Below are 15,300 nucleotides of genomic sequence, written 5' to 3'. Positions count from 1 at the left end.
TGGTGGTCGCCATGGACGGGCCCTCGGGCACCGGGAAGTCCAGCGTCTCCCGGCGCCTCGCCACCCGGCTCGGCGCCCGCTATCTCGACACCGGCGCCATGTACCGGGTCGCCACCCTGCGGGTGCTGCGGACCGGCATCGAGCTCACCGACAGCGCGGCCATCGGCGCCGCGGTCAAGGAGCTGCCGCTGACGATCGGCACCGATCCCAGCCACGAGGTGATCGAGCTCGACGGCGAGGACGTGTCCGCCGAGATCCGCGGCGACGCCGTCACCAAGGCGGTCTCGGCCGTGTCCGCGGTGGCCGAGGTGCGCGAGCTGCTCGTCGCGTTGCAGCGCGAGATCACCGCGACAGCGCAACGCATCGTCGTGGAGGGCCGCGACATCGGCACCGTCGTGCTGCCCGACGCGGACGCCAAGATCTATCTGACCGCCTCCGCGGAGGCGCGCGCCGAACGGCGCAACCAACAGAACATCCAGGAAGGCCGCGGCGACGACTACGCGGCCGTGCTCGCCGACGTGCAGCGCCGCGACAACCTCGACTCCACCCGCAAGGTGTCCCCGCTGCGTCCCGCTGTGGACGCGGTGCTCGTGGACACCAGCGAGCTGAGCATGGACGAGGTCATCGACGAGCTGTACCACGTTGTCGCGCAGCAGATTTCGACAACGGGAGAGAATCGGTGACCGAGGACGTACTGGCCGGCGACGGCGTATGGAGCGACGAAACCGACTGGGAGATAGCCGATCTCGAGGGTGAGCAGGAGGGTGAGGAGCACCTCGCCATGCCGACGCTCGCGGTGGTCGGGCGTCCGAACGTGGGCAAGTCCACGCTGGTGAACCGAATTCTCGGCCGCCGCGAGGCCGTCGTCGAGGACGTCCCCGGCGTCACCCGCGACCGCATCTCCTACGAGGCGAGTTGGTCGGGTCGACGTTTCCTGGTGCAGGACACCGGCGGCTGGGAGCCCGACGCCAAGGGCTTGCAGCAGCACGTCGCTCGTCAGGCCGAGGTGGCCATGGCGACCGCCGACGCGATCCTGCTCGTGGTCGACGCGACCGTCGGGGCGACCGCGACCGACGAGGCCGCGGTGAAGAAGCTGCGCCGGTCGAAGATCCCGGTCATCCTGGTCGCCAACAAGGTCGACGACCAGCGCGTCGAGTCCGAGGCCGCGTCGCTGTGGTCGCTCGGGCTCGGTGAGCCGCGCATGGTCTCCGCCGCGCACGGCCGCGGCACCGGCGACCTGCTCGACGACGTGCTCGAGGTGCTGCCCGAGACGCCGCGCGAGGGCACCGGCGGCACCGGGCCGCGCCGCGTCGCGCTGGTCGGCAAGCCGAACGTCGGCAAGTCCAGCCTGATGAACAAACTGTCCGGCGACGAGCGCTCGGTGGTGCACGATGTCGCGGGCACCACCGTCGATCCGGTCGACTCGCTCGTCGACTTGGGCGGCAAGATCTGGAAATTCATCGACACCGCGGGTCTGCGCCGCAAGGTCGCCAACGCCAGCGGCACCGAGTTCTACGCCTCGCTGCGCACCAAGTCGGCGCTGGAGGCCTCCGAGGTGGCGATCATGCTGATCGACGCCTCGCAGCCGATCACCGAACAGGACCTGCGGGTGATCAGCCTGGTCGCCGACTCCGGGCGTGCGCTGGTGCTCGCCTTCAACAAGTGGGACCTGGTCGACGAGGACCGCCGTCTCCAGTTGGAGAAGGAAGTCGATCGCGAACTGGTCCGGGTGCCGTGGGCCCAGCGCGTCAACATCTCCGCGCACACCGGTCGCGCCGTGCAGAAGCTCGTGCCCGCCATGGAGACCGCGCTGGAATCCTGGGACAAGCGCATTTCCACGGGCCGCCTGAACACCTGGCTCAAGGAAGTCGTCGCGGCCACCCCGCCGCCGATGCGCGGCGGTCGTCTGCCGCGCGTCCTGTTCGCGACGCAGGCCTCCACCCGGCCGCCGACCTTCGTGCTGTTCACCACCGGCTTCCTGGAGGCGGGCTACCGCCGCTTCCTGGAGCGTCGTCTGCGCGAGGAATTCGGCTTCGACGGGTCGCCGGTGCGGATCTCGGTGCGTGTGCGGGAGAAGCGCGAGCGGAAGAAGTAGTCGAAGACGTCCCGGGCCCAGTCGTGGTGGCGGATCGACCAGATCCGCACCGGCCTCACATGACAGCCCCATACGGTTGGGGAGTGGACGCGGGTGACACTGGGCAGATGACGGATGGCGGCGCTACACGGCGCTGGCGGGGCATCGCCGCGCTGAACCCAGGGCGACTGGCGATCGTCGGCCGGATCGGCACCGCCGCTCTGCACGCGCATCACTCGGTGCAGGTCATCGTCGCGGACGAGAACATGGTGCTCGCCGATGCCGCGGGGGAGCGGGTGGCCTGCCGCGCGGCCGTCATCCCACCGGATGTCGCCCACGCGGTGATTCACGGTGCGCCACGTGGGGCTGTGGTGCACCTGGATCCGGAGTCGGTGCCGGGTGCGCGGTGGGCGACGGTGGCGCGACCCCGCGAGACGGCGCGCGGATGGGCTTGCGCGGCAGCGGAATTGGGGTTGGAAGCCGCCGTGGACCGGTTGCGGCTCGAGCAGTTCTTCAGCCGATCATGGCCCGCCGCAGCAGGTGCTGTCGAACGGTCGATCAGCGAACCGAGTGCCGGTGAGCCGTCGCCCCGTGGATCTGGTGAAGCGTCACGGGACGAACTGGCTGCTGGCGCTCCGGAGGTCGATGAGGTCGGCGGCGGATTGCGCGTCGTGCGGCACATGGCCGAATGCTCGCCCGGCAAGGCGAGTGCTGGCGAACGGTCGTCCGGTGCGGCGAGTGCTGGTGAGCGGCCGCCCGGTGGGTGGGGAGCTGGTGAGCCGTCGTCTGGCGAGGCAGGTGCTGTTCGAAGGCCGCAGGCGTCACTCAGTGATGAAGCGACCGCCTTCGTCGGCTGGGTGTGGTCGGCGTTCGAGTCGGGATCGGAGGCGGAGTGGCTGCGCGGCGGCGCGGGGGAGGCGGTGCGCCATCCCGCGGTGGCCGAGGTGCTGCGGCTGCTGCCGGAGCGAATCGCCGCGGGTCCGGTGCGGCTGGCCGACCTGGCCCGCGCCGTCCATCTGTCGGAAAGTCGTCTCGCGCACGTCTTCTCGGCCGAACTCGGTCTGCCGTTCCGTCCGTACCTGCGCTGGCTGCGAATCCAGCGCGCTGTCGAACTGCTCGCCGCGGGCCACTCGCTCACGGACGTGGCGCACGAGGCGGGCTTCGCCGACAGTGCACATTTGACCCGCGTCTGCCGCGCCATGTTCGGCGCTCCCCCTTCCCAATTCGGCGACCTCGACTGGCGAGGCGCCCTCCGTTGACGACAGCGCCGCACCCCTCGGAGAACTGCCTTCGGTCAGCGGAGCAATTCGTCTGCCACCGGCGCCCCGGGATCGGTTGCGCTGCAAGCGAAGCCGCCGCCGCACCGCGAACCCTGAACTCCCGGAACGAGCTCAGCGTCACGCCCGATCCGGAAGGCGCGGTCAGGACTTGGACACCGGGCAGCCGTGGGCCAGTGGGCTCAGTAGCTGGTTGTTGTCGTAGAAATGCTCGAGCTCGAGGATGCGCAAATCCTCACTGACCCTGGCGATCGTGACGCCGAACATCTCGATCGTCGCTCCGGTGGGCTGGTGCTCTCGGTACGGCCCGTCGTAGCGGCCCCAGTGCCGCCAGCGGAAGCTGACGGTGGGCGGGCCGGACAGCACCTCCAGCACCTCCCAGAAGAAGCCGTTCGGGAAGGCGGTGTGGAAGATCTTGTGTGAGCTGTCGAAGGTCTCGGCTGCGGCCTCATAGTAAGGGTTGTCGCCGATCAGGATGTTGTAGCTGCCGATCCGCGCGAATTCCTCCGCGTCCTGCCAGGGACCGCCGTTCACCCGGCCGCGGTAGTGCTCGGCCACCAGTGACACCCATGTCGCCGGATCCTTCTTGTGCGAGACCTCCATCTCGAAGACCCGCACCAGATCCTCGACGATCGCTTCCAGCGATCCCGGTGCGTGTTCGGTGATCCGCTCGCGCGGCACGATCTCATCGGTCAGGCGGTAGTCCGGTGCGCCGTTGCGCCAGTCCTCGGCCGCGGCGGCCGCGACCACGGCATCACGGCCGCGCAACCACAGCGGCGTTTCGTCCGTGGGTGTCGAATCAGTTGTGTCAACCGTCATTTCGGTTCTCATCCCGTTGAAGCTATTGGACGTGACGACCGTAACAGTCGGTCGATAGGTTGTCGCGACATCTCGACTGCGCTGGATAGCTCGAATGTTGTTGGGCTTCTGCGATATTCGTGTGTAGAAGTTCGTGCAACCCGCCACAGCGAGGCATCGTTGCGCAGGGTTGCGGACCCGGCCGCGGGTCATCGGATTCCGCGGTGGTCGACGCCGCCGAGAAATTGCTGTCGGTGACAGTCGGCGGTTCGGAGTCGCACTACGCCGCTTGCCAATTCGGCGAACTCGACTGGCGAGGCGCCGTCCATCGCCGGCAGCGCCGCCGGCCAGGCGGTAGTCGGACATCGTCGAGTTACTCGCGCACCTGAGCGTTCGTGGTGGAATGCGCCTCACCGCTGTCCACGCCCAGGCCCGCGAGCAGGCGCAGCCCATCCTCGGTGGGGCTGCCGGGGGCCGCGGAGAGCACCAGCAGCTCCATGCCGGATCCGTCCGGTAGTGCGAAGCTCTCGTGGTGCAGTTCCAGCAGTCCGACCAGCGGGTGCCGGTACGCCTTGCGGCCATGCGTGCGGGCGCGCACGTCCGCGCGGGCCCAGAGGCGGCGGAATCGCTCGCTGCCCATCGCCAGCTCGCCGATGAGCGAGGCCAGGCGGGGATCCTCGGGGTATTTGCCCGCGGCCAGGCGCAGGTGCCCGACCACGTCGAGGGTGCAATTCTCCCAGTCCGCGTACAGGCCGCGCTCGGTCTCCTCGAGGAAGATGTGCCGGGCGGTGTTCAGGCCCGGCATCGGCCGACCGTAGAGGAGCCCGGCGAGACGGTTCCCGGCGAGCACGTCCAGGCGGTGGTCCATGATCAGCGCGGGTGCGTCGGCGACCAGGTCGAGGACGCGCAGCAACTCCGGCCGGACCCGCCCGCCCGGCGCCTTCGCGCGGCGGCGGCGCTGCCGGGCGAGCCGGTAGAGGTGCTCGCGTTCGGTCTCGTCGAGGCCGAGGACGCGGGCGAGCGCGTCGAGGACCTGGTCGGACGGCTGGGTCGCGCGGCCCTGCTCCAGGCGTACGTAGTAGTCGACGCTGACTCCGGACAGGTGCGCGACCTCTTCGCGGCGCAGCCCTTCGACCCGGCGGTGCCTATCGGTGGGGATGCCGACGGACGCGGGGTCGACCCGCGAACGCCGCGTCCGCAGGAAGCCCGCAAGATCGTCCATGCCCCCAGTATCACCTCGATGGTGGCCGTGAAGGTGGTCCTGCTGTTACCAGGAAGTCCCGTCCGATGGAAGACGCGCCCCTGAACGCCCGGCGCCGCGGCGCCCAGGATCGAAGGCATCCGATCCGAAGGAGTTCCCATGAAGACACTGATCGTCCACGCCCACCCGGAGCCGAGGTCGCTCAACAGCTCGCTGAAGGACCTCGCGGTGTCCACCTTGGAGACCGCCGGGCACGAGGTGCGGGTGAGCGATCTGTACGCGATGAACTGGAAGGCGGTCGTGGACGCCGCGGACTACGGCCCCGACGCTTCGAGTCCGCTGAAGGTCGCACGGGACTCGGGCCGGGCCTTCGACGCCGGGACGCTCACCACGGACGTCCGAGCCGAGCAGGAGAAGCTGCTGTGGGCCGACACGATCATCTTCCAGTTCCCGCTGTGGTGGTACACGATGCCCGCGATCCTCAAAGGCTGGGTGGATCGGGTGTTCACCTACAACTTCGCGTACGGCGTCGGCGAGCACAGCGACACCAGGTACGGCGAGCGCTTCGGCGAAGGCACCCTCGCGGGTAGGAAGGCCTTGCTGTCGGTGACCGTCGGCGGCCCGGAGTCGCATTACGCCGCTCGCGGGATCAACGGCCCCATCGATGACCTGCTGTTCCCGATCCACCACGGCATCCTCTACTACCCGGGCATCGAGTCGCTGCCGCCGTTCGTGCTGTACGGCGCGGACCGGATCACCGGCGAGGACTACCCGGACGTCGCCAAAGCTTGGGAGCAGCGCCTGCTCACTCTGGAGTCGACCGAGCCGATCGCGTTCCGGCGGCAGAACTTCGGCGACTACGAGATCCCCTCCCTGCACCTGAAGGAGGGACTGGAGCCCGCGGGCCGCACGGGTTTCGGGCTGCACGTGTGCCCCTGACCTCCGGCGACGCGAAGGACGAGCTGGGAGGAGCCGCCCGAAGGCCGTGGCGAGTGCGGCACCTGCCAGGGTGTGCGTGGCCGGCACGAGGGTGGAAGGCGGCTATTCGGCGAGCGCCGATCGCAGGTGTTCGTAACCCGGTGCCAGGCAGCGGATCCGCGCCGCGAGTTCGGCATCGTTGCCGGTTACCAGCGAGTACTGGAGACTGCCGACAATGCGTGACTGTTCGACGGCGATGGTCGCCGCCCGGTGGCGGCCCACGCTCGACAGGCTCACCGCGGCGTCGGCCAAGCGGCGAGCGCCGACACGTATGCCGAACGCTTCCAGTAGGTCTCGGACGTGCGGCGGAAGTCCCGCGTCGACCAGTTCGGCGATCCGCTCCGCGGAGTCTGCCGCGCCCGTCAGCCAGCGGACCGCTTTCGGCAATGCCTTCTCCAATGCCGCCTCGATGGAAACGGCACGCGCACGGACGAATTCCGACCGCATGACGAAAGGGCCGTCGGCGTAGGCGATCTCGTCCGCCCGCCACGCCACCGCTAGATCGGCGGCGGGCAGCGTCGCGTACGGATGACCCTGAGGGTCATGCAGGACAACGACATCAGCCTCCATCGCGAGCGCCACGACATAGTGGTCCGCACCGATAGCCGCGCGGGAGCCTGGCCGGTAGCTCAGCAACCCCATGTCGAGCGGACCCACCAGGACCGGGCCGTGCTCGAGCGCGGCGCGGAGCCGGTCCACGGCGTCGGCGGCGGACCCGCCCTTCCTGCGCGCGCACCGCCATCCCAGCAGATCGATCGCCGCGTCCAGGCCGATCTCCGGGTGCCAGCCGACCGGATCGAAGTACGGTTGCTCGCGTTCCACCTGCGCGCCGAACGGCGCTCCGGTCAGGGTCTCGATCACCCCGACCGGTGGTGCGTGCTCGCCGAGCAGCATGGCGAGGGAGTTGCTGTAGCAGTAGGGGCCGGAGCCGATGTAGGGATGCATGGGCCCAGCCAACGATCTGACACGGTGTGAGAGTCAAGCAGCAGGTTTGTTCAAGACTTCGGCCCGGCTGGTCGACGAGGCTCGATGGCGAGACATTCCCGCTCTTCCAGGAGGAAACCGTGGCTCCGATGCCGCCCACCGTCCGCACCGCCTTCGAGGACGAACTGCGATCGGCAAGCGCCGCAACAGATCTCGACGACATGTGGCGCGCGTTGGAGCGCGCGCACATTCTGTCCCAGCGCTGGCCGTGGCCGCACACCCGCGCGCACTGGCACATGCTGCGGCTGGCGTTGCGATGCCGCGACAGGAAGGAGGCGCTGGGCCAGGTGGTCCGGCTGTCGGGCGCGGGTCTCGGCTCGGCGGTCGGCAGGGTGCCGATCGGCAACACCGGTCGCGCCACCGTCGGCATCTTCCAGCCCATGCCGATCCCGGCCGACCTGGCGGCGATCCTCGAGGCGGGCGAGACCGCGCGCACCTAGCCGAATGCCTACTACGGCCTGTCGTTTTGGGCGTAGGATGGCGGCAGTTGGTCGTCACGAGCTCAGGGGAGGTCGGACATGCGAGCGGTAGAGCGTATCCGGAACCATTCGCGGACCCTGCGACGGGCCAAGCGCCATCGCACGGATCTGGTCGGCTGGCTGGCGCGCAGACCGCAGCTGCTGGCGAGCACGGCGTTCTACGAGACGATGCTGATCTTCGCCAACCGCCTCGACCCGCGGCTCAAAGAGCTGGCCGAACTGAAGGCCGCGGGCTTGGTGAACTGCGAGTTCTGTCTCGACATCGGCTCGGCCATCGCGCAGAGCAGCGGGCTCACCGAGCGGCAGATCACCGATCTGCCGCGCTACCGGACCAGCGACGCCTACACCGAGCTGGAGAAGCTGGTCATCGCCTACGCCGAGGCCGTCACGTCGACGCCCGCGATCGAGCTGGACGAGCTGCGCAAGCAGCTGCTGACCCATCTCACCAAGGCTCAGCTCACCGAGCTGGCCACCGCCATCGCCTGGGAGAACCAGCGCGGCAGGCTCAACCAGGCGCTCGGCGTGCGGCCCACCGGCATGTCCGAGGGCATGGCGTGTGCGATTCCCGAGTCCCGATTGGGCTGACCGGAGTGCCGGACGGGCCGACCCGGCCGCGCCTGGCATCATCCGACCATGGTCATTCCCAGCGCGCTGCCGGAACGTCCGTCCGGGACCCCCTTCCAGACGGGGTGGCCGGTTCGTCTCGCCGACACCGACAGACAACAGCGGCTTCGCCTCGACGCCGTGGCCCGCTACCTGCAGGACATCGGCTTCGAACATCTCGACGCGGTGGAGGACGGCGATACCCACCGCGGCTGGGTGGTGCGCCGCACGGTGATCGACGTGCTCAAGCCGGTGGTGTGGGGAGAGCGGGTGACCCTGCACCGCTGGTGCTCGGCGCTGTCGAACCGCTGGTGCAACATGCGCGTGCAGATCTTCGGCAGTGCGGGCGGTCTGATCGAGACCGAGGCCTTCCTGATCCACTTCGGCATCGAGAGCGGCGTGCCCACCAGGATGAGCGACCGCTTCATGGCGCCGATGCTGGCCAGCACCTCCGAGCATCGCCTGCGCTGGCAGGCCGCCCTCACCGAGCCGATGCCCGACCTGACGGCGGCCGATGTCGAGGTGCTGCCTTTCCCGCTCCGGGTGGCCGACATCGACGTGCTCGACCACGTCAACAACGCCGTCTACCTCGGCGCGCTCGAGGAGTTGCTGACTCGGCACAGCGACCTGATCTCGGCCGCGCACCGGGTGGTCATCGAGTACGCCAAGCCGCTCGAGTCGCGCGACGAGGTCAGGGTGATCGGCCGTCGGGTCGGCGACACCCTGGACGCCTGGCTCGCCGTCGGCGACGAGGCCCGCGCGGTCGCTCGCGTCACCCCGCGCTGAGCGGACGGGAGTGACGATGCGGTCTCGGGCTCCGCGGAACCCGTGACCGAGATCCTTAGGTGAGCTAACGTGTCGAGAGGACCGGGTGGCTCATCGTGGAGGCGTACCTATGGCGGACTTGGCACGTGCCGCGCGACAAACCGAGCGAGTCGCGCGGTTGTACGCCGAGCACCGGCAGATCCGGGACGCGAAACCGAGCGCGGAAATCAGCGCGACGATCCGGCAACCGGGGATGCGGTTACCGCGCATCGTCGAAACCCTCATGACCGGCTATGCCGATCGGCCCGCACTCGGCAGCCGGTCGGTGGAGCTGACCGCCGACCCGCGGACCGGCCGCCGGACGACGCGTCTGCTGCCGTCCTTCGAGACCATCACCTATGGCGAGGTGTGGGCGCGCGTCGGCGCGGTCGCCGCCGATTGGCATCACGAGATCGGCTTGCGCGCGGGCGATTTCGTCGCCGTCCTCGGTTTCACCAGTGCCGAGTACACCGTCCTGGATCTGGCCTGCGTGCACGTCGGCGCTGTCGCGGTGCCGTTGCAAGCCAGTGCGCCCGTCACGCAGCTGCGCTCCATTCTCGCCGAGACCGCGCCGCGGATTCTGGCCACGAGTCTGGACCTGCTCGACCACGCCGTGGACTGTGTGCTCGACGGCCATGCTCCTGATCGCTTGATCGTCTTCGACTACCAGCATGGCGTCGACGATCAGCGCGAGGCGCTGGCGGCCGCCCGCCGTCGACTGGCCTCGACCCCGATCGTGATCGACACTTTCGACGACGTCATCGTTCGCGGCCGCGGACACGCGCCCGCACCCCTGCACGATCCCGACGACGATCCGCTGACGCTGCTCATCTACACCTCGGGCAGCACCGGAACGCCGAAGGGCGCCATGTACACCGGCAGCTTGGTAACCGCGATGTGGCTGGCCCAGCCGGTGGTCTCGGCGATCAACCTCAACTACATGCCGATGAGCCACGTGGCGGGCCGGATGACGCTGCACGGCGTGCTCGCCCGCGGCGGCACGGCGTATTTCGCGGCGGCGAGCGACATGTCGACGCTGTTCGAGGACATCGCCCTGGTGCGGCCGACCGAATTGTTCTTCGTGCCGCGCGTGTGCGACATGGTCTTTCAGCGGTATCAGAGCGAATTGGACCGCGGGGCCGGTGGCGGCGTCGCGTCCGCCGAGCTCGCGGAACAGGTGAAAAGCACACTGCGGCAAGACTTCTTCGGTGGCCGCTACATGACCGCGATCTGCGGCAGCGCCCCGCTCGCCGCCGAGATGAAGACATTCCTGGAATCCGTACTCGACCTGGATCTGCACGACGGTTACGGCTCGACCGAGGCGGGCGGCGGACTGGTCATCGACACCCTCGTGCGCAGGCCGCCGGTGCTGGACTACAAGCTCGTCGACGTCCCGGAACTCGGCTATTTCCAGACCGATTCGCCGCATCCGCGCGGCGAGCTGCTGCTGAAGACGACCGCGATGATCTCCGGGTACTACCGGCGCCCCGATCTGGACGCCGAGATCTTCGACGAGGACGGCTTCTACCGCACCGGCGACATCGTCGCCGAACTCGGCCCGGACCGCCTGGTCTACGTGGACCGTCGCAACAACGTGCTGAAGCTGTCCCAGGGCGAATTCGTGACGGTCGCCAAGCTGGAGGCCGTGTTCGCGGGCAGTCCGCTGGTGCGGCAGATCTTCGTGCACGGCAGCAGTGAACGGGCCTACCTGCTCGCGGTGATCGTGCCCACCGACGAAGCGCTGAACCGTTGGGAGGGGGCGGAACTCACCGCGGCGCTGAGCGAATCACTGCAACAGGTCGCCAAGGACGCGGAGCTGAACTCCTACGAGGTCCCGCGCGATTTCCTGATCGAGATCGAGCCGTTCAGCGCGGCGAACGGCTTGCTCTCCGGCATCGGAAAGCTCTTGCGCCCCAAGCTGAAACAGCGATATGGCGCACGCCTGGAGCAGCTCTACGCCGACCTGGCGGCGGCCCAGAACGACGAATTACTCGCGCTGCGCCACGAGGCGGGCACGCGGCCGGTGCTGGAGATCGTCGGCCGGGCGACCCGCGCCCTGCTCGGGTGCGCGGGCGCGGACATCCGTCCCGACGCGCGTTTCGCCGATCTCGGCGGCGACTCGCTGTCGGCCCTTTCCCTGTCGAACCTGCTCGGCGACATCTTCGGTGTCGAGGTGCCGGTGGGCGTGGTGACCAGCCCGGCCAACGATCTGCGCAGGCTCGCCGACTACATCGACGCCGCCAACGAAACCGACAGGCGGCGGCCGACATTCGCGTCCGTGCACGGCGACGGCCCGCGGGTGACCGCCGCACAGCTGACCCTGGAAGCCTTTCTGGATCCGGCGACACTGGTGGCCGCGACCGACCTGACCCCGGCCGCCGGTCCGCCTCGGACGGTGATGCTCACCGGAGCCAACGGCTACCTCGGCCGATTCCTCTGCCTGGAGTGGCTCGAACGGCTGAACAGCTCAGGGGGACAGCTGATCTGCCTGGTGCGCGGCACCGACGCGTACGCCGCGCGCCAACGGCTCGAGGAGTCTTTCGACACCGGCGACGCCGACCTGCTCGGCCGCTTCCGCGAACTGGCCGACGGCAACCTCGAGATCCTCGCCGCCGATATCGGTGAGCCGAATCTCGGTGTGGACGAAGCTACTTGGCGACGGCTTGCCGCCGAGGCCGATCTGATCGCACACCCGGCGGCGCTGGTCAATCACGTCCTGCCGTACCGGCAGCTGTTCGGTCCCAACGTGGTCGGCACGGCCGAGCTGATCCGGCTGGCGCTCACCGCGCGCCGCAAGCCGATCACCTACCTGTCGACGGTGGCGGTCGCCGCGCAGATCGATCCGTCGAAGTTCGCCGAGGACGGCGACATTCGCGAGATGAGCCCCGTGCGCGTCCTCGACGAGAGTTACGCCAACGGCTACGGCACCAGCAAATGGGCGGGCGAAGTGCTGCTGCGCGAAGCCAACGACCGCTTCGGACTTCCGGTCGCGGTCTTCCGTTCGGACATGATCCTGGCGCACAGCCGGTACACCGGTCAGCTCAACCTGCCGGACATGTTCACCCGTTTGCTGCTCAGCCTGCTCGCCACGGGTATCGCGCCGCGATCGTTCTACCGGACCGACGCCGCCGGTCGGCCTCGTCGCGCCCACTACGACGGCCTGCCAGTGGATTTCACCGCCGCCGCAATCACCGCGCTCGGTGCCGCCGCCACCGACGGCTTCCGCGCCTACGACGTGCTCAACCCGCACGACGACGGGATCTCCCTGGACACCTTCGTCGACTGGCTGATCGAGGCGGGGCACCCGATCCACCGCATCGCCGACTACGACGACTGGTTCATCCGTTTCGAATCCGGCCTGCGCGCCCTCCCCGAGCATCAGCGCGTCAACACCCTGCTGCCGCTGCTGCACGCGTTCCGGCGTCCGGCGCGGCCATTGCGCGGCGCGGCGCTGCCCGCCGAGCACTTCCGCGCCGCCGTCCGATCCCTCGGACTGCCCGACGCGGGGGACATCCCGCACCTGTCGCCGCGACTGATCGAGAAGTACGTGAGCGATCTGCGTCAACACAAGCTGCTCTGATCGAAGATTCTTCGCGCCGACGGCTGATCGCCGCAGCACCGCGACCTGATAGGCGCAGCGCCGCAGGCTGATCGGCAAAGCGCCGCGTACCCAGCGTTCGGGTGCGCGGCGCCGCGTCGCTCGGATCAGGACCCCACGAACTGATCACCGGCGATCGACCGGGACGGCGCACCGTCCACGCCGACCGGAATGTCCCCTTCGAGCGTGGTCCGGTAGAGCACCCGGGTGACGCTCAGGTGATCGAGGTCGCTCGGAGCGAGATGGGCGGTGGACCGGTTGTCCCAGAACGCGAGACTGCCCTTCTGCCAACGGAACCGGACGGTGTAGGTGGGATCGGAAAGCTCGTCGAACAGCAGCTTCAGCACCGCGTCGCTCTGGCGCGGACTGAGTCCGACAATCCTGGTGGTGAAGCCCGGATTGACGAACAGAATCCGCTCGCCGGTGACCGGATGCACCCGCACTACCGGATGTTCGGTGACCAGCGGAGCCTTGGCCACCTTCTTCGCGTAGTCGCTGTCCGCCTGCCACGCGGGCTGCTTGCCGCCGAAGCGATGCTCGGCGCGCAGACCGTCGATGAAGTTCCTGAGCGACTCGGGCAGACCCGCGTACGCGGCGGCCAGGTTCGTCCAGCTGGTGTCGCCGCCGCGCTCCGGTGCGATCTCCGCGCGCAGCAGCGAGGCGGCGGGCGGGTTGATCAGCGGCGAGACGTCGGTGTGCCAGTGATTGGTGTAGCTGAATTTCTCGACGCCGAAACGCTTCTCGTACAGGCGGCTGTCCACCGCGAGGATTTCCGGGAACTCGGTGGGCGCGTCGTCGTCGTACGGGTGCGAGGGCGTGACCGCGCCGAAACGCCGGGAGAAGGCGATCTGCTCGGCGTGGCCGATGTGCTGGTCGCGGAAGAACAGCACCTTGTGCTCGTGCAGCGCCGCGGTGATGTCGGCGACCTGCTGGTCGGTGAGGTCGGCGCGTAGATCGACGCCGGAGACCTCCGCGCCGATGTGCCCGGCGACGGGAGCGATGTGGACGGTGGCGGTGGGGACTTCGCTGACGGCGGTCATGATCGTGTCTTTCGAAGAGGGATCGGAGGTGGGCGGCGGCAACGGCGACAGGTGCTGCTGCCGAGGCGCATGTAGTCGACTTCGAGTCGACGGATCAGCGGCATGACGTCGGCGAGGTCAGGCGGTCGCCCGCGTATCGTCCTGCGCGAACTGGCTTTCCACCGGTTCCAGTCCGTAGTGACCGCGCAGCGTGGTGGCCGTGTACTCGGTACGGAACAGCCCGCGTTGCTGGAGGATCGGCACCACCCGGTCGACGAAGTCGGTGAGGCCGCCGGGCAGGTACGGGGGCATGATGTTGAAGCCGTCGGCGGCGCCGTTCTCGAACCAGGTCTGCAGCTCGTCGGCGATCTGCTCCGGGGTTCCGGCGAAGGTGCGGTGCCCGCGCCCGCCACCAAGCTTGCCGATGAGCTGGCGCACCGTCAGTCGCTCGTGCTCGGCGAGTTCCTTGACGAGCGTGAATCGGCTCTTGCCGCCCTCGATCTCGCTCTCCTCGGGCAGCGGGGGCAGCGGCGCGTCCAGCGCGTGCGCGGTGAGGTCGACGCCGAGCAGCCCGGACAGCTGGCGCAGCGCGTAGTCGGGCGAGATCAGGTCGGTGAACTCCTGCTCGAGCGCGCGCGCTTCCTCGGCGGTGTCGGCGATGAACGGCACCAGGCCGGGCAGCACCTTCAGCTCGTCGGCCGAGCGCCCGTACTTGGGCAGCCGCGACTTCAGGTCGCGGTAGAACCGCTGCCCCTCCTCGAGTGTGCGCTGCGCGGTGAACACCGCCTCGGCGTGCTGCGCGGCGAAGTCCTTGCCGCTCTCCGAGGAACCGGCTTGCACCAGCAGCGGACGCCCCTGCGGACTGCGCGGCGAGTTGAGCGGTCCGCGGACGCGGAACCGCTCACCCGCGTAGTCGATGGTGTGCACCCGGTCCGGATCGGCGAACACACCGGTCTGCTCGTCGAGCACGATCGCCCCCGATTCCCAGCTGTCCCACAGCTGGATGGCGACGTCGACGAACTCCTGCGCGCGTTCGTAGCGGCGCGCGTGCTCCGGGATGGCGTCGTAGCCGAAGTTGAACGCCTCCTGCTCGTTGCCGGAAGTGACGATGTTCCAGCCCGCGCGGCCGCCACTGAGGTGATCCAGCGAGGCGAAGATCCGGGCCAGGTTGAACGGCTCGTTGTAGGTGGTCGAAGCGGTCGCGATCAGCCCGATCCGTTCGGTCGCCGTGGCGATCGCCGAGAGCAGCGTCACCGGCTCGAAGACGGCCAGCGTGTTGCGCTTGATCTGCGGGCCGACAGCGAGCCCGTCGGCGAAGAAGACCGAATCGAGCTTGCCGCGCTCGGCGATTCGCCCGAGCTCCTGAAAGTGCGCGACGTCGAGCACGCGGCGTGCCTCGGTGCGCGGGTGCCGCCAGGCGGCCTCGTGGTGGCCGACGCCCATCAGAAAGGCATTGAGGTGGAACGTTCTATGGGACATGAGTTC

At 68.9% G+C, this 15,300-nt stretch carries 13 protein-coding genes; 8 read left to right on the top strand and 5 right to left on the bottom strand.

The features are described 5' to 3' along the window. Window positions 1–11: 11 nt before the first annotated feature. From cmk to AB0H49_RS27130, 3 genes are all read left to right on the top strand, one after another. On the top strand, window positions 12–683 hold the full coding sequence (cmk, locus tag AB0H49_RS27140) for a (d)CMP kinase (protein ID WP_355003458.1): 672 nt from the start codon (window positions 12–14) through the stop codon (window positions 681–683). Beyond that, the gene (gene der, locus AB0H49_RS27135; RefSeq protein WP_355003118.1) at window positions 680–2,095 is read left to right on the top strand and encodes a ribosome biogenesis GTPase Der; all 1,416 of its coding nucleotides are present in this window, start codon (window positions 680–682) and stop codon (window positions 2,093–2,095) included. The genes cmk and der overlap by 4 nt, the downstream gene beginning before the upstream one ends. 107 nt (window positions 2,096–2,202) lie before the next feature. Beyond that, window positions 2,203–3,333 (top strand): helix-turn-helix transcriptional regulator, encoded by a 1,131-nt coding sequence (locus tag AB0H49_RS27130; protein ID WP_357255503.1) that lies wholly within the window; start codon window positions 2,203–2,205, stop codon window positions 3,331–3,333. 162 nt (window positions 3,334–3,495) lie between these two features. On the opposite strand, the gene AB0H49_RS27125 is transcribed toward AB0H49_RS27130, so the two are convergent. Continuing rightward, window positions 3,496–4,170, bottom strand: coding sequence for a SnoaL-like polyketide cyclase (locus AB0H49_RS27125; protein ID WP_357255501.1), 675 nt, complete (start codon window positions 4,168–4,170; stop codon window positions 3,496–3,498). Window positions 4,171–4,522: 352 nt separating this feature from the next. Then, window positions 4,523–5,371, bottom strand: a complete 849-nt coding sequence (locus AB0H49_RS27120; protein ID WP_357255499.1) for a helix-turn-helix transcriptional regulator — start codon at window positions 5,369–5,371, stop codon at window positions 4,523–4,525. 138 nt (window positions 5,372–5,509) lie between these two features. On the opposite strand from AB0H49_RS27120, the gene AB0H49_RS27115 reads away from it, so the two are divergent. Further along, the gene (locus AB0H49_RS27115; RefSeq protein ID WP_357255497.1) at window positions 5,510–6,289 is read left to right on the top strand and encodes an NAD(P)H-dependent oxidoreductase; all 780 of its coding nucleotides are present in this window, start codon (window positions 5,510–5,512) and stop codon (window positions 6,287–6,289) included. A 102-nt stretch (window positions 6,290–6,391) separates the two neighbouring features. Here AB0H49_RS27115 and AB0H49_RS27110 read toward each other — a convergent pair whose 3' ends face one another. Then, window positions 6,392–7,273, bottom strand: a complete 882-nt coding sequence (locus tag AB0H49_RS27110; RefSeq protein WP_357255495.1) for a hypothetical protein — start codon at window positions 7,271–7,273, stop codon at window positions 6,392–6,394. A 128-nt stretch (window positions 7,274–7,401) separates the two neighbouring features. Here AB0H49_RS27110 and AB0H49_RS27105 point away from each other — a divergent pair, with 128 nt between their 5' ends. The 4 genes from AB0H49_RS27105 to car all read left to right on the top strand — a co-directional run bounded on the left by AB0H49_RS27105 (window position 7,402) and on the right by car (window position 12,778). Then, entirely contained in the window at window positions 7,402–7,752 is a 351-nt protein-coding gene (locus AB0H49_RS27105; protein ID WP_355003459.1) for a DUF3703 domain-containing protein, read from the top strand. 78 nt (window positions 7,753–7,830) lie between these two features. Then, a complete protein-coding gene (locus AB0H49_RS27100) occupies window positions 7,831–8,376 on the top strand; it encodes a carboxymuconolactone decarboxylase family protein (protein WP_357255493.1) in 546 nt (181 codons plus the stop codon). Between the two features lie 48 nt (window positions 8,377–8,424). Next, complete coding sequence (locus tag AB0H49_RS27095) at window positions 8,425–9,180, top strand: acyl-ACP thioesterase domain-containing protein (protein ID WP_357255491.1); 756 nt, start codon at window positions 8,425–8,427, stop codon at window positions 9,178–9,180. Between the two features lie 109 nt (window positions 9,181–9,289). Then, window positions 9,290–12,778, top strand: coding sequence for a carboxylic acid reductase (gene car / locus AB0H49_RS27090; protein ID WP_357255489.1), 3,489 nt, complete (start codon window positions 9,290–9,292; stop codon window positions 12,776–12,778). Between the two features lie 125 nt (window positions 12,779–12,903). Here the strand turns inward: car and AB0H49_RS27085 are convergent, their stop codons facing one another. Both AB0H49_RS27085 and AB0H49_RS27080 read right to left on the bottom strand, forming a co-directional pair. Continuing rightward, window positions 12,904–13,836: a TauD/TfdA family dioxygenase gene (locus AB0H49_RS27085; protein ID WP_357255487.1), complete on the bottom strand. Its 933-nt coding sequence runs from the start codon at window positions 13,834–13,836 to the stop codon at window positions 12,904–12,906. Window positions 13,837–13,953: 117 nt separating this feature from the next. Further along, a complete protein-coding gene (locus AB0H49_RS27080) occupies window positions 13,954–15,294 on the bottom strand; it encodes an LLM class flavin-dependent oxidoreductase (protein ID WP_357255485.1) in 1,341 nt (446 codons plus the stop codon). Window positions 15,295–15,300: the final 6 nt, after the last annotated feature.

Origin of the sequence: Nocardia sp. NPDC050713 (assembly GCF_040654315.1) — a bacterium.
Taxonomy (GTDB): Bacteria; Actinomycetota; Actinomycetes; order Mycobacteriales; family Mycobacteriaceae; genus Nocardia.
Note: the sequence above shows the minus strand (reverse complement) of the source record. Positions and strands in the feature narration are given on the sequence as shown.

Coding starts and splice junctions, on each gene's coding strand:
- cmk (WP_355003458.1), top strand. CDS start 12: ATGGACGGGCCCTCGGGCACCGGGAAGTCCAGCGTCTCCCGGCGCCTC.
- AB0H49_RS27130 (WP_357255503.1), top strand. CDS start 2,203: ATGACGGATGGCGGCGCTACACGGCGCTGGCGGGGCATCGCCGCGCTG.
- AB0H49_RS27125 (WP_357255501.1), bottom strand. CDS start 4,170: ATGACGGTTGACACAACTGATTCGACACCCACGGACGAAACGCCGCTG.
- AB0H49_RS27120 (WP_357255499.1), bottom strand. CDS start 5,371: ATGGACGATCTTGCGGGCTTCCTGCGGACGCGGCGTTCGCGGGTCGAC.
- AB0H49_RS27115 (WP_357255497.1), top strand. CDS start 5,510: ATGAAGACACTGATCGTCCACGCCCACCCGGAGCCGAGGTCGCTCAAC.
- AB0H49_RS27110 (WP_357255495.1), bottom strand. CDS start 7,273: ATGCATCCCTACATCGGCTCCGGCCCCTACTGCTACAGCAACTCCCTC.
- AB0H49_RS27105 (WP_355003459.1), top strand. CDS start 7,402: ATGCCGCCCACCGTCCGCACCGCCTTCGAGGACGAACTGCGATCGGCA.
- AB0H49_RS27100 (WP_357255493.1), top strand. CDS start 7,831: ATGCGAGCGGTAGAGCGTATCCGGAACCATTCGCGGACCCTGCGACGG.
- AB0H49_RS27095 (WP_357255491.1), top strand. CDS start 8,425: ATGGTCATTCCCAGCGCGCTGCCGGAACGTCCGTCCGGGACCCCCTTC.
- car (WP_357255489.1), top strand. CDS start 9,290: ATGGCGGACTTGGCACGTGCCGCGCGACAAACCGAGCGAGTCGCGCGG.
- AB0H49_RS27085 (WP_357255487.1), bottom strand. CDS start 13,836: ATGACCGCCGTCAGCGAAGTCCCCACCGCCACCGTCCACATCGCTCCC.
- AB0H49_RS27080 (WP_357255485.1), bottom strand. CDS start 15,294: ATGTCCCATAGAACGTTCCACCTCAATGCCTTTCTGATGGGCGTCGGC.